Genomic DNA, 12,862 nt, shown 5'->3' on the forward strand with positions numbered 1-12,862 from the left:
GCGGAAGTCACTCGGCAAGGAAGGCGTGGATCAGCGGCAGCAGGATGCCCGCCACCTCGTCGGCCTCGGCCGTGGTCAGGATCAGCGGCGGCACCAGGCGGATCACGCTGTCGGCAGTGACCGAGAGCAGCAGGCCGGCATCGGCCGCGCGCTGGGTGAGTGCGCCGCAAGGTTTGGTGAGCTCGATGCCGATCATCAGGCCCTGGCCACGGATCTCCTTCACGCCGGGCTTGCCTTCCAGGCCTTTGGCGAGCGCGGCGCGCAGGTGCTCGCCCACACGCGCGGCGTTCTCCAGCAGGCCGTCTTCTTCCATGATGCGGATGGTTTCCACCCCTGCGCGCATGGCCAGCGGGTTGCCACCGAAGGTGGTGCCGTGGTTGCCCGGCTGGAAGATGTTGGCAGCCTTGGGGCCGGCCACCACCGCGCCAATGGGCACGCCCGAGCCCAGGCCCTTGGCCAGCGGCATCACGTCGGGCACGATGCCGGCCCACTGGTGGGCGAACCACTTGCCGGTGCGACCCATGCCGCACTGCACCTCGTCGATCATCAGCAGCCAGTCGTTGGCATCGCACAGGGCGCGCACGTCCTTCAGGTACTGCGCGCGCATGGGGTTGATTCCGCCTTCGCCCTGGATGGTCTCGAAGAACACGGCCACCACGTTGGGGTTGCCAGCGGTGGCCTTTTTCAGAGCCTCCACGTCGTTCAGCGGCACGCGGATGAAGCCTTCCACCAGCGGGCCGAAGCCGGCCTGCACCTTGGGATTGCCGGTGGCTGACAGGGTGGCGATGGAACGGCCGTGAAAGGCTTTTTCATAGACCACGATCTCCGGGCGTTCGATGCCCTTGTCGTGCCCGTACTTGCGCGCCAGCTTCAGGGCAGCCTCGTTGGCTTCCAGGCCGGTGCTGCAGAAGAACACGTTGGTCATGCCCGAGCGTTCCACCAGCATCTGGGCCAGCACTTCCTGGTTGGTCACGTGGTAATAGTTGCTGGAATGGATCAGCTTGGCGACCTGGTCCTGCAGGGCAGGCACCAGTTTGGGGTGCCCATGGCCCAGGGTGTTCACGGCGATGCCGCCCAGCGCGTCCAGGTATTCCTTGCCGTTCGTGTCCCACAGGCGGCAGCCACGGCCATGCGACATCGCAATCGGCAGGCGGCCGTAGGTGTTCATCACGTGGGGCGAGGCGACAGGATTCAGGGCGGCATTCATGCGGTGGCTCCGGTGGAAAAGCGGCGGATCGGCCAGAAAAAGAAGCGGCTCAACGCAGGTTGAGCCGTCGAAGCGCGATTTTAGGGGCAGCGCCGGGCATCATCATTGCTTGTTGGGCATCGCTGCCATGCTGGGCGGCCCGTGGTCCCAGGGCGCGGGTATTCCCTGGGTTTGAGTCTTATATAAGATAGAATACCTGCCAGCCACCGACGTGCGAGCGATCCTCATCCGCTGGTGTCTTTCTCCCCGCAGGCCCTCCATCCGAAGGCTTCTCCCCCGATGGTCTCACCCACAGCCAAACAAGTCTTCATTCAAGGCATCACCCAGGATGGACGCACGTTTCGCCCGAGCGACTGGGCCGAGCGCCTGGCCGGTGTGATGAGCCCGTTTCGTCCCGGCGGCGCCAGCCCGGGCAGCCACCTGAGCTATTCCCCCTGGTGCGTGCCCAACACCATCAACGGCATCAAGTGCGTGGTGGTGCACGTCGATCTGAAAGAAGCCGAACCCATGGCCTGGGACTTCGTGATGCACTTTGCCCGGGACAACCGACTGCAGGTCGCCGAGGCTTGTTTGATACCCGATACCCCGCCCAAGCCCTGAACAAGGGCCGGAAACAGAAAAGCCGTCTTGCGACGGCTTTTTTGCTTTTGCTGGCAGCGCACCGTTTCAAACGGCGGACCGTGAGGTCCGGGCTGGTGGCCTGATCGGGTCAGGCCGGGGAGGGTGTCAGGCAGCGGCTGCTGCGAGGCCCTTGACCTTGGCCGACAGGCGGCTCTTGTCGCGCGCGGCCTTGTTCTTGTGGAAGATGCCCTTGTCGGCCACGATGTCCACGACCTGCTGCATCTTGGCAAACAGTTCGGTGGCCTTGGCCTTGTCGCCGGTCAGAACGGCTTTTTCAACGTTCTTGACGGCGGTGCGGTATTTGGAGCGCAGCGAGGTGTTGGCTGCATTGAGTTTGACGTCCTGGCGGGCGCGTTTGCGGCCGGATGCCAGGCGGGGGTTCTTTTTCTTCGGCTTGGTTGCCATGGTGAAGTTCCTTCAGATGTTTGGGGATGATGCCAGCAAAGCCCGCGATTTTAGCACGGGCAGGGGTTCCAGCAACCCAGGCGCCCTGGGCGCGGAAAGCCGGGTCGTTACACTCGCGCCGTGACCCTGTTCAAGTCCGCCTCCCTCGTCTCCTTGCTGACCCTGGCCTCGCGCATCACGGGCCTGGTGCGCGAACTGCTGATGGCGGCCACGTTTGGCGCCAGCGCGCTCACCGACGCCTTCAACGTCGCCTTCCGCATCCCCAACCTGCTGCGCCGGCTGTTCGCCGAAGGCGCGTTCAGCCAGGCGTTTGTGCCCGTGCTGGCCGGCGCTCGCGAGAAGGACGGCGACGAGGCCACGCGCCAACTGGTCAACCAGATCGCCACCGTGCTGGCCTGGGCACTCACCATCACCACCTTGCTGGGCGTGCTGGGCGCACCCCTGCTGGTGTGGGCCATGGCCAGCGGCCTGAACGACCAGGGTTTCGATGCCGCTGTGTTCATGACGCGCTGGATGTTCCCCTATATCGCTTTCATGTCGTTCGTGGCGCTCTCTGCCGGCATTCTCAACACCTGGAAGCGTTTCGCGGTACCCGCCGTCACGCCCGTGCTGCTCAATGTGGCCATGATCGCCGCCGCCGCGTGGGGCGCGCCCTGGTTCGGCTCGATGGGCATCGAACCCATCTATGCCATGGCCGGCGGGGTGCTGCTGGGCGGTGCCTTGCAGCTGGGCGCCCAGATTCCGGCGCTGCGCCGCCTGGGCCTGCTGCCACGCGTGAGCCTGCGCTGGTCGGGCGTGAAGGCGGCCTGGAGCCACCCGGGGACCCGGCGGGTGACCACACTCATGCTGCCCGCTCTGCTGGGCGTGAGCGTGGCGCAGATATCGCTGCTGATCAACACGCAGATTGCTTCCCACCTGACGGTGGGCAGCGTGAGCTGGCTGACCTACGCCGACCGCCTCATGGAATTCCCCACCGCACTGCTGGGCGTGGCGCTGGGTGTGGTGCTGCTGCCGCAGCTCGCTGCGGCCAAGGCGGCCGACGACACTGGCCGCTACAGCGGTCTGCTGGACTGGGGCTTGCGCCTGGTGGTTCTGCTGGCCGTGCCCTGTGCGGTGGCGCTGCTCACCTTCGCCCAGCCGCTGGTGGCCGTGCTCTACCACTACGGCGCCTTCACCGAGGCGGACGTGCAGCGCACCGCCACCGCCCTCATGGGCTACGGAGCCGGCCTCATCGGGCTGATCGCCATCAAGGTGCTGGCGCCCGGCTTCTATGCGCGCCAGGACATCCGCACGCCGGTGAAGATCGCCATCGGCGTGCTGGTGCTCACCCAGTGCCTGAACCTGCTGCTGGTGCCCCGGCTGGGGCATGCCGGGCTGGCCCTGGCCATCGGCATTGGCGCGCTCGTGAACGCGTCGCTGCTGCTGGTGGGTCTGCTGCGCCGGGGTGCCTACAAGCCTTTGTCGGGCTGGACACGCTACGGTCTGCAGGTGGTGGCCGCCAGCGCCTTGCTGGCCGTCTACCTGATGTGGGTGTCTGCCAACGTGAACTGGCTCGGTTTCGAGGGCCAGGCGCTGCGCCGGGTCAGCCTCCTGACCCTGAGCGTGTTTGGTGGGGTGTTGGTGTATTTCGTCACCCTGCTGGTGGCGGGATTGAACTTGCGCCAGTTCCTCCGAAAATGACGTAATCTGCGGTTTTCGCGACCGCGCCCACCATGTCCTACCCCTACGACATCCCCGAGGCAAGCCCGCTCGGCTATTTCGCCACCCTGGTGGGGGACGACGAGGCCTTGCCGCTGTTCGAGGCGGCCACGTCCATCGCGCAGGACGAATACCCCGATCTGGACGTGCAGCAGGTGCTGGGCGACGTGGACCAGATGCTCGCCCGCGTGCGCCGCCGTTGCGCGGCCGACGCCGGCCCCCTGCAGCGGCTGCGCACCCTGAACCAGTTCTTCTTCCGGGACATGGGGTTTGGCGGCAACGTCAACAACTACTACGACCCGGACAACAGCTACCTCAATGCCGTGCTGCGCACACGCCGGGGCATTCCGATCTCGCTGGCCGTGCTCTGGCTCGAGCTGGCGCATGGGCTCGGCCTGAAAGCGCGGGGTGTCAACTTTCCTGGTCATTTCATGGTCAAGATCAACCTGCCCAACGGGCAGGTGGTGATCGACCCGTTCACGGGCCAGTCCCTCAGCCGCGAAGACCTTTCCGAGCGGCTCGAACCTTACAAGCGCCGCAACGGCCTGGTGGACGATTTCGACGTGCCGGTCGGTTTGTACCTGCAGGCCGCGACACCGCGCGAGATCCTGGCGCGGTTGCTGCGCAACCTCAAGGAAATCCACCGCACGCAGGAAGACTGGCTGCGCCTCATTGCGGTGCTCGATCGCCTCGTCATCCTGCTGCCCGACGCCTGGGCCGAGTACCGCGACCGGGGCCTGGCCTGGGCCGAGATGGGCGACCTCCGGTTGGCCGTGACCGACCTCGAAACCTACGTGGCGCATGCCGACGACACCCTCGACCGCGAGGCCACCTCGCAGCGCTTGCAGGAACTTCGCCGCGCGCTCAACTGACTTGCCATGAAACAACTGATGCTGGTGGGAGCCAGCGGGCTGGTGGGTAGCCATGTGCTGCAGCAGGCCTTGGCCGACCCCGCCGTGGAACGTGTGGTCGCACCGACCCGCAGACCCCTCACACCGCAGCCGAAACTGATCAATCCGCAGGTGGATTTCGAACGCCTCCCGCAAGACGCCGACTGGTGGCCCGTGGACGCGGTGATCTGCACCCTGGGCACCACCATCCGCGTGGCCGGCTCGCAAGCTGCCTTCTACAAGGTGGACCACGACCACCCGCTTGAGGTGGCCTACCTGGCACGCCGTCATGGTGCCCGTGCCTTTGCCCTCAACTCCGCACTGGGCGCCGACACCGCTTCGCGGGTGTTCTATTCGCGCACCAAGGGCGAGATCGAACGCGACCTCCAGGCCGTCGGTTACCCCTCCCTCACCCTGGTGCGCCCGGGGCTGATCGGCGGGCATCGAACGCAGAGCCGTCCGATGGAGCAACTCGCTGTGAATGTCTCCCGCCTGGTGCAACCCCTGCTGCCCCGGCGCTACCGCGTGGTGCCCGCCGAACGCATTGCCCACCACCTGTTGCAGGCGGCATTGGCGGCCACGCCGGGTGTGCACGTCCTGCCGTCGGAAGCCTTGCTTTGATCAAGGAGGGCTTTGGACTACCCTGGGGGGTGGCCCCGATAGAATTCGATCCTGGCACCGCGGATGTGCACTCCCCGTGCCCCCTGCACCACCCAGCCTCATGTCACTTTTTCCAACGACCTTTTCCCCGCCTCGGACCACCCTTGCCGTGGTGTGCGCATGAGCACCGGGCCGGCCCCCATGAAGCAGATGGCGCTGGACATCGGTCTGGCGTCCGTGCCCCTGCTGTCGAACTTTGTCCCCGTGGGCAACGAAGCGGCGCTGGAACATCTGCAGCTCTGGACCGGCAACCCGACGCGCTCGCCCGTGCCCACGTTTTTGTGGGGCGTAAGCGGTTGCGGCAAGACGCACCTGCTGCGCGCCACCCGCGAAGCGCTGCACGAGCAGGGGGGGCGAGTGGGCTGGATGGATGCCGGCACGCTCGACCCGGGTGAGTTCGACGACCGGTGGGATGCGGTCCTGCTGGACGACTGCCATCTCTACACCGCCACCCAGCAGGCCGCTGCCTTCAACTGGTTCGTCAATGCCCAGAACCCGGCCCACGGCCCTTCGCGCTGGGTGCTGGCCGCCGCCACCTGCCCGCCGGCCGATCTGAGGCTGCGTGAAGACCTGCGCACCCGCCTGGGCTGGGGCCATGTGTTCCACCTTCAGGCACTGGGCGAGGCCGAGCGCCGCGCCGTGTTGCGCCGTGCCGCCGACGAGCGTGGCGTGTTCCTGGGCGACGAGGTGATGGACTTCATGCTCAGCCGCTTCTCGCGCGATCTCTCCAGCCTCATGCAACTGCTCGAACAGCTTGACGCGTACGCCCTTCGCACCCAGCGCGCCATCACCATCCCGCTGATCAAATCGATGCTGGAAAACGAATCAACATGAGATTGGCCCTTTTCGATCTGGACCACACGCTGATTCCTCTTGATTCCGACCACGCCTGGGGCCAGTTCACCGTCCAGCTCGGCTGGCGCGATGCCGAGGCCTTCTCGCAGGCCAACGACGGTTTCTACGCCGACTACAAGGCCGGCACGCTCGACATCCATCGCTACGTGCGCTTTGCCATCGATGCGGTGCGCGAACATGGTCAGGCCGAGGCGGGCCTGGCGCACGAGCGCTTCATGCGCGACGTGATACGCCCTGCGATGACCGAGCAGGCCATCGACCTGGTTCGGGCGCACCAGGCGGCGGGGGACCAGGTGGTGATCGTCACCGCCACCAATGAATTCGTCACCCGCCCGATTGCCCAGGCTTTTGGCGTGGACGAACTGATCGCCATCGAGCTGCAGACCGACGAAAGCGGCGAGCCCACCGGCGAGATTCTGGGCGTGCCCTCGTTTCGCGAGGGCAAGGTCGCGCGTGTGGAACAATGGCTGGCTGCGCGCGGGCTGGACTGGTCGCGCGTGCAGCACAGCACCTTCTACAGCGATTCCATGAACGACCTGCCGCTGCTGGAACGCGTGCACGAGCCCGTGGCCACCAATCCGGATGCCCGGCTCCGCGCCCTGGCCCTCGAACGGGGCTGGCGCATATTGAACCTATTCGAATGATCAAGAAATTCATCAACAGGCTGCTGGGCAAGAGCGATGCCGGGAACACGAGCCGCGCAAAACCCTTCGGTAAGCGCGAAGACGTGCCGGCCGACGTGCACGGCATCGACCGCGCGCTGGTCGACCAGCGGGCCCTGGACGTGGTGCACACGCTCAAGCAGGCCGGCTTTGACGCCTACATCGTCGGCGGTGCGGTGCGCGACCTGCTTCTGGGCCTGCGGCCCAAGGATTTCGACGTGGCCACCAGCGCCACGCCCGAGCAGGTCAAGGGCCTGTTCCGGCGCGCCTTCATCATCGGACGGCGTTTCCGCATCGTGCACGTGGTGTACGGGCGCGGACGCGAACACGAGGTGATCGAGGTGTCCACTTTCCGCGCCTACATGGACAACGCGGTGGCCGAACAGGTGGCAGGCAACGAGCGCACCAGCAAGGGCGAACTGGCCGGCATGAAGCATGCGGTGGACGCGAGCGGGCGGGTGCTGCGCGACAACGTCTGGGGCCCGATCGAGCAGGATGCCGCGCGGCGCGACTTCAGCATCAACGCCATGTACTACGACCCGGAAACGCAGACCGTGGTCGACTTCCACCATGGCATTCGCGATGCGAAGAAGCGCACCCTGCGCATGATCGGCGACGCCGCCACGCGCTACCGCGAAGACCCGGTGCGCATCATCCGGGCTGTGCGTTTCGGCGCCAAGCTCAGCCACCTGGGTTTCACCTTCGACCCGAAGACGCTCGAACCGCTGGCTTCGTCGCGCAAGCTGCTGGCCGACGTGCCGCAGAGCCGCCTTTTCGACGAAATGCTCAAGCTGCTGCAGACCGGCCACGCACTGGCCAGCATCGAGCAGCTCAAGGCCGTGGGGCTGGGCACCGGCATCTACCCGCTGCTCGACGTGGTGGTGGAACGCGCCGACGACGAATTCGTGAAGCTCGCGCTGCAGGACACCGACCGCCGTGTGGGGGAGAGCAAGCCGGTGGCACCCAGCTTCCTGCTGGCCTGTGTGCTCTGGGCCGACGTGCGCAAAGGCTGGATGCAGCGCCTGCAGCCGCGCCCCGGCCAGCGCGCTCCTGCCCCCGTTTCCGCCTTGCAGGAAGCGGTCGATGACGCTTTCGAGGCGCGCGTAGGGGATGTGTCGGGTCGCGGCAAGCTGGGCGCCGACATGCGCGAGATCTGGATGATGCAGCCGCGTTTCGACAAACGCGTGGGTACCTCGCCCTTCAGCCTGGCCGATCAGCCGCGTTTCCGTGCCGGCTTCGACTTCCTGCGCCTGCGCGCCCAGGTGGGCGAGGTGGAAGAAGAACTGGCCCACTGGTGGGAAACCTTCAGCATGGCCAGCGATGACATGCGCGACGACATGGTGGACGCGCAGCGCCGCGAGAACCTGACCAAACCCGGTGCCGGCAAAGCACGGCGCGTCAAGCGCACCGACGCCGACCATCCCGCCAGCGCGCCCGCAGCCGATCCGCGCTTCCGCGCGACCGACGAAGAAGGTGATGAGGACGGATCCGGGGAAGAGGAAATCGCCCAGGGTGCACCCGCCGATGGCTCGGCGCCTGCGAAAAAGCGCCGCCGTCGCCGCCGCAAGCCGTCGGGTGCGGGCCGTGCCGAGGACGGCCCCGGCGAGAGCGGTCCCACCGACTGAACCCCTGTGTTGCGCCCCGAGGTTACGGCGTTCATCTCCCTCGGCGCCAACCTGGGTGAGCCTCTCCAGGCCGTGCGCGCTGCGCTGGAATCGCTAGGCACCGCACCTGGTGTGCGGCTGGTGAACGCTTCCAGCCTGTACCGCACGGCGCCGCAGGACTCGAGCGGTCCCGACTACATCAATGCGGTCGCTGAAATCACCACCACTCTTAGTGCGCCCGCGTTGCTGGATGCGTTGCAGGCGATCGAGCAAGGCGCTGGACGCGAGCGGCCCTACCGCAATGCACCTCGCACCCTCGATCTCGATCTGCTTTTGTATGGCGGAGGGCGAATCGATTCGCCTCGGTTGAGCGTTCCACACCCACGCCTGTGGCAGCGCGCCTTCGTGCTTCTGCCGCTGGTGGAGATTGCGCCTTCGCTGGTGAGCGCAACCCAGTTGGAGGCGGTGGCGGATCAGGCCGTCGTCATCGCAGCGCCTGGGGCTGTGCACCCGTCAGAGCGCAATGCCGGTGGTAGTCCTCAAGGCGGTTCGCCGCGCTGATCCTTTGCAGCACGCGCTGGTGCGCGCCGAGGTATTCGACCTCACCCTTGACCACGACGTGCACGATCAACTCTTCGGTGCCGGTGGCTTCCCACCAGTCCACATTGCCCGCCGGTTCGTGGATGTAATCGCCGGCGCGCACCAGCCGGCCGTCGTTCAGGCGCCGCCCACCCGCCAGGTTCAGTGCGTGCACTTCGCCGGTGTGCCGGTGCAACCCGAGGCGCACGCCCGGCAGCAGGCGCATCAATTCGACCCAGCCTGCGCCGTCTGGCAGGAAATGCAGCGGCAGCGACCACTTGCCTTCACCCTCGGGAATCCAGGTGTTCAGGCCGGCGCGCTGCATCGCGGCGGCCACGGCGAGATCAGCGAGTTCCATGGTGGCCCCTTTCATGAGACCGGGTGTTGATGGCGGAACTCCTGCGTCCGCCCGCCGAAACCATAGGCGGAGGCCCGCACGTCCTGCACGTAGACATAGCTTTCGTGGTGCAGATCGCCCAGCAGGAGCGCAAAGGCGTCGAACGCCTCGCCTACATAGGCAGCCTTCTCGGCCTTGGTGTTGGTCTCGTCCACCACCTTGACATCGAAGTAGAAACTGGCCTTGTTCAAGTCGGCCAGCGATTCACCGCCGACGAACCAGTCGCGCGGATCGACATAGTCGATCGTCACGGCCGTGAGGTCTCGACGTTTGCCCAGCACGCGGCTGGTCAGTTCAAGCAGGGTTTCGGTGATTCGACGGGACAACTCGGGTGTGCGTTGCGCCGAGACCTTGACGTTGAGAATGGGCATGGCTGATTTCCTTTCGTGTTGGGGTGCCGTGACTTTAGGAAAGACGGTCCGCTGCGGAAATCCTCCAGCGCCATAATTGGTTTTGCTTCAAACGCAAAGGCAATCGCATGCAAGACTTCATGCCGGATCCCACCGATCTGCGTTGGCTGGTCCGCTCGCTCGACCTGGGCTCGTTCTCCGCGGCTGCTCGCGAACAGGATGTGGCTGTCTCGGTCGTCACGCGGGGGATCGATCGTCTGGAGGCCGGCTACGGCGTCACGCTGTTGCGCCGGTCCACGCATGGTCTGTCGTCCACGCCGGAAGGCGCCGAACTGGCGCAGGAGGCGCGTGAGTTGCTGGAGCGTTTCGAGGACATCTCTCAGGCGTTGTCCACGCAGCGAAACCGTGTGGCGGGCGCCGTGCGTCTTGCATCCAGTCAGGAAATCTGCGAGCAACTGATCGTTCCCCAACTGACCCGGTTGCGCGCGCTGCACCCTGCGCTGCGCATCGAACTGGTGGCCGAGGACCGTGTCGCCGATCTGGTGACGGACGGGATCGACGTGGCACTTCGCACCACGGTCGGGAACAGTGAGTCGGTGGTGGCTCGCGCGTTGGGATCGTTCGAGCGTCGGCTGTACGCCGCGCCCGAGTACCTGCATCAGCAGGGGGTGCCGGACATCCCCCAGGACCTTCACAAACACCAGGTTGTCGCCCACACGGCGCAGGGGCCTGCGGTGACCTGGGCGTTCCGCAAGGCCGGACGCCGGATGGACGTGACGCTGAGGCCACAGCTCGCGGCCAGCACGTCGGCGCTGGTGCACCATGCGCTGGTGGCGGGAGCAGGCATCGGCATGCTCTCCTGCCCGTTGGCAGCGGGCGATGTGACTCGCGGGCGACTGGTGGAGGTGCTGCAGCCGTTCGCTTCCGGCCTGGAGCACACGATGTACGCTGTCTCGCTGCCAGGCCGACGTGGTGCGGCGCGCGTGCGGGCCGTGGTCGACTTCCTGCGAGACACCGCTCGCAAGCACTGGCGTCTTGCCTAAGGAGCGAGCCGCTCGCGCAGCCAGCCACCCTCGGCCTGCGCGGTGTAGCGCAGTCGGTCGTGCAGGCGACTCTTGCGCCCCTGCCAGAACTGCCATTGCTCGGGCTTCAGTCGATAGCCGCCCCAGTGCGGCGGACGTGGCGGACGCAGCAGGAATTGCGCGCCGTATTTCGCCGCATTGGCCACCAGCACCGAGCGGCTCTCGATCACCTCGCTCTGCGGGCTGGCCCAGGCGCCGATGCGGCTGTCGAGCGGGCGGCTGTGAAAGTAGGCATCGCTTTCCTCATCGCTCACCTTTTCCACCACGCCTTCGATGCGCACCACGCGTTCGAGCTCGACCCAGTGGAACTGCAGGGCAGCGAAGGGATTGCCCGCAAGTTCGCGTCCCTTGCGACTCTGGTAGTTGGTGTACCAGACGATGCCGCGTTCATCGAAACCCTTGATCAGCACCACCCGTGTGCTCGGGCGCAAGTCCGGGCCCACTGTGGCCAGCGTCATGGCGTTGGGCTCGGGCACCTCGCTGCGGATGGCTTCCTGCAACCATTGTTCAAACTGCTTCAACGGGTCGGCATGCGAAGCCGACTCGCTGAGTTCGGCTTTCTCGTAGCTCTTGCGCAGGTCGGCGATGTTCATGGGCTCAGTATAGGAGGGGCTTCGGTGTCGGCCAGCCGCAGCAGCTTCTCCAGCGCATGGTCGTGGATGCCGTGGCGCAGCAGGCCTTCGAAGGTCTGGCGCGCGTAGTCCAGCGTGGTGCCGTAGCGCCCGCAGGAGTGCGCAAAGATCTCGCGGTAGCGCTCGTCGCTCAGCGTGCCCGTGTGGCTGGGGCTGTGCCGCGAGAGCGTGAAGGCCAGTGCGCTGACCGGACCTTGGGGGGTCTGGCATTTCAGCCAGCGCGGATCGTAGACGGGGTTGGGCATTTCGCGCGCCCAGAGCACCGGCATCAGCGCCTCCACCTGCTCATGAGGCACCCGCAGTGCCAGGCCCGCGCAACTGCCTCCACCCATGAGGGCGAACACCAGACCGGGGCATTCATAGGTGCCGCGGTTGACGCGGCTCCACATTTCCAGGCAGCGGTGGTAGCCCTGCACGCGCGCCGGGCGCTGTTCGGCGGCCTCGAATTCCGGGCGCCAGACCAGGGACGCATAGGCGAACACCCAGAGGTCGGGGCGCGGCCCTTGCGCGCGCCATTGGGCCAGGGTGTCGGCCATCATCCGCGCGCCGTCGCGCTGCGCGGGATCGCGTGGCGGCGTCTTCAAGGTTTCGCGAGGCGGCATTTACAATCAGCGGCTGTTTCCGTCCATTATTCTTCACGGAGTGCTGCCCATGTCTTCTCAGGACGACGAACCCGAGTTCCGCGTACTGGCCTTTGTTTTGATGATCGCCGTCGTGATCGCCATCGGCCTGGCCGTTGCCTTCGGCATCCAGAAGTCGCGTGGCATCGGTTCGCCCAGTGGGGCTGCAGCCGCGCCGGCCACCGCCGCGGCGGCTGCACCGGTTGGCGACGACGCCAGCGTGGTTGTGGAAAACGGCGTGGTGAAGTTCTACTTCGCATCCGGCAAGGCCGATCTGGCTCCCGGTGCACTTGACGCGCTGGCCGACGCCATCCGCGCGGCGAAGTCGGGCAAGCGTCTGACGCTCTCCGGGTTCCACGACGCCACGGGCGACCCGGCCTTCAACGCCGAACTTGCCAAGCAGCGCGCCATGGTCGTGCGTGACGCGCTGGTGGGTGCGGGTGTGGCAGAGACCGCCATGGAACTGAAGAAGCCCGAGCAGACCACAGGCAGTGGCAACAACGCCGAGGCGCGTCGCGTCGAAGTGGTCATCGCCCCCTGAGCAGCTCCACCAGTTTCGCCGCCGGGCAGCGACCCACGAAGCGGCGGAGCGTGGGGGCG

At 66.3% G+C, this 12,862-nt stretch carries 16 protein-coding genes; 10 read left to right on the forward strand and 6 right to left on the reverse strand.

Annotation, left to right across the window (positions count from 1 at the left end):
• Positions 1 to 7: 7 nt before the first annotated feature.
• Positions 8 to 1,207, reverse strand: a complete 1,200-nt coding sequence (locus ACTIF6_RS04750) for an aspartate aminotransferase family protein (protein ID WP_439586858.1) — start codon at positions 1,205 to 1,207, stop codon at positions 8 to 10.
• 279 nt (positions 1,208 to 1,486) lie between these two features.
• On the opposite strand from ACTIF6_RS04750, the gene ACTIF6_RS04755 reads away from it, so the two are divergent.
• Entirely contained in the window at positions 1,487 to 1,807 is a 321-nt protein-coding gene (locus ACTIF6_RS04755) for a DUF3579 domain-containing protein (RefSeq protein ID WP_439586859.1), read from the forward strand.
• A gap of 126 nt (positions 1,808 to 1,933) precedes the next feature.
• Here the strand turns inward: ACTIF6_RS04755 and rpsT are convergent, their stop codons facing one another.
• Entirely contained in the window at positions 1,934 to 2,233 is a 300-nt protein-coding gene (gene rpsT, locus ACTIF6_RS04760) for a 30S ribosomal protein S20 (RefSeq protein WP_159592314.1), read from the reverse strand.
• Between the two features lie 120 nt (positions 2,234 to 2,353).
• Here rpsT and murJ point away from each other — a divergent pair, with 120 nt between their 5' ends.
• The 7 genes from murJ to folK all read left to right on the forward strand — a co-directional run bounded on the left by murJ (position 2,354) and on the right by folK (position 9,163).
• Positions 2,354 to 3,913, forward strand: coding sequence for a murein biosynthesis integral membrane protein MurJ (murJ, locus tag ACTIF6_RS04765; RefSeq protein ID WP_439586860.1), 1,560 nt, complete (start codon positions 2,354 to 2,356; stop codon positions 3,911 to 3,913).
• Positions 3,914 to 3,945: 32 nt separating this feature from the next.
• Positions 3,946 to 4,803: a SirB1 family protein gene (locus ACTIF6_RS04770; protein WP_439586861.1), complete on the forward strand. Its 858-nt coding sequence runs from the start codon at positions 3,946 to 3,948 to the stop codon at positions 4,801 to 4,803.
• 6 nt (positions 4,804 to 4,809) lie between these two features.
• Positions 4,810 to 5,442: an NAD-dependent dehydratase gene (locus ACTIF6_RS04775; protein WP_439586862.1), complete on the forward strand. Its 633-nt coding sequence runs from the start codon at positions 4,810 to 4,812 to the stop codon at positions 5,440 to 5,442.
• A 180-nt stretch (positions 5,443 to 5,622) separates the two neighbouring features.
• Entirely contained in the window at positions 5,623 to 6,315 is a 693-nt protein-coding gene (gene hda / locus ACTIF6_RS04780; RefSeq protein ID WP_439586933.1) for a DnaA regulatory inactivator Hda, read from the forward strand.
• Positions 6,312 to 6,980 (forward strand): HAD family hydrolase, encoded by a 669-nt coding sequence (locus ACTIF6_RS04785; protein WP_439586863.1) that lies wholly within the window; start codon positions 6,312 to 6,314, stop codon positions 6,978 to 6,980. The genes hda and ACTIF6_RS04785 overlap by 4 nt, the downstream gene beginning before the upstream one ends.
• Positions 6,977 to 8,623 carry a polynucleotide adenylyltransferase PcnB gene (gene pcnB, locus ACTIF6_RS04790; protein ID WP_439586864.1) on the forward strand — a complete coding sequence of 549 codons (1,647 nt, stop codon included), beginning with the start codon at positions 6,977 to 6,979 and terminating at the stop codon, positions 8,621 to 8,623. The genes ACTIF6_RS04785 and pcnB overlap by 4 nt, the downstream gene beginning before the upstream one ends.
• Positions 8,624 to 8,632: 9 nt before the next feature.
• A complete protein-coding gene (gene folK, locus ACTIF6_RS04795) occupies positions 8,633 to 9,163 on the forward strand; it encodes a 2-amino-4-hydroxy-6-hydroxymethyldihydropteridine diphosphokinase (RefSeq protein ID WP_439586865.1) in 531 nt (176 codons plus the stop codon).
• Here folK and ACTIF6_RS04800 read toward each other — a convergent pair.
• Together ACTIF6_RS04800 and ACTIF6_RS04805 are read right to left on the reverse strand one after the other, a co-directional pair.
• The gene (locus tag ACTIF6_RS04800) at positions 9,087 to 9,539 is read right to left on the reverse strand and encodes a cupin domain-containing protein (protein ID WP_439586866.1); all 453 of its coding nucleotides are present in this window, start codon (positions 9,537 to 9,539) and stop codon (positions 9,087 to 9,089) included. The two genes, folK and ACTIF6_RS04800, sit on opposite strands and share 77 nt — an antisense overlap.
• Positions 9,540 to 9,550: 11 nt before the next feature.
• Entirely contained in the window at positions 9,551 to 9,949 is a 399-nt protein-coding gene (locus ACTIF6_RS04805; RefSeq protein WP_439586867.1) for a tautomerase family protein, read from the reverse strand.
• A gap of 107 nt (positions 9,950 to 10,056) precedes the next feature.
• On the opposite strand from ACTIF6_RS04805, the gene ACTIF6_RS04810 reads away from it, so the two are divergent.
• Positions 10,057 to 10,971: a LysR family transcriptional regulator gene (locus ACTIF6_RS04810; RefSeq protein WP_439586868.1), complete on the forward strand. Its 915-nt coding sequence runs from the start codon at positions 10,057 to 10,059 to the stop codon at positions 10,969 to 10,971.
• Here the strand turns inward: ACTIF6_RS04810 and pdxH are convergent.
• Together pdxH and ACTIF6_RS04820 are read right to left on the reverse strand one after the other, a co-directional pair.
• Positions 10,968 to 11,603 carry a pyridoxamine 5'-phosphate oxidase gene (pdxH, locus tag ACTIF6_RS04815; protein ID WP_439586869.1) on the reverse strand — a complete coding sequence of 212 codons (636 nt, stop codon included), beginning with the start codon at positions 11,601 to 11,603 and terminating at the stop codon, positions 10,968 to 10,970. The genes ACTIF6_RS04810 and pdxH overlap by 4 nt on opposite strands.
• On the reverse strand, positions 11,600 to 12,244 hold the full coding sequence (locus ACTIF6_RS04820; protein ID WP_439586870.1) for a gamma-glutamylcyclotransferase: 645 nt from the start codon (positions 12,242 to 12,244) through the stop codon (positions 11,600 to 11,602). Before ACTIF6_RS04820 ends, pdxH begins: the two co-directional genes overlap by 4 nt.
• A gap of 49 nt (positions 12,245 to 12,293) precedes the next feature.
• Between ACTIF6_RS04820 and ACTIF6_RS04825 the strand changes: the two genes are divergently transcribed.
• The gene (locus ACTIF6_RS04825; protein WP_439586871.1) at positions 12,294 to 12,803 is read left to right on the forward strand and encodes an OmpA family protein; all 510 of its coding nucleotides are present in this window, start codon (positions 12,294 to 12,296) and stop codon (positions 12,801 to 12,803) included.
• Positions 12,804 to 12,862 lie beyond the last annotated feature (59 nt).

Origin of the sequence: Hydrogenophaga sp., assembly GCF_051860785.1 — a bacterium.
In the GTDB taxonomy this organism is placed as follows: Bacteria; Pseudomonadota; Gammaproteobacteria; order Burkholderiales; family Burkholderiaceae_C; genus Hydrogenophaga.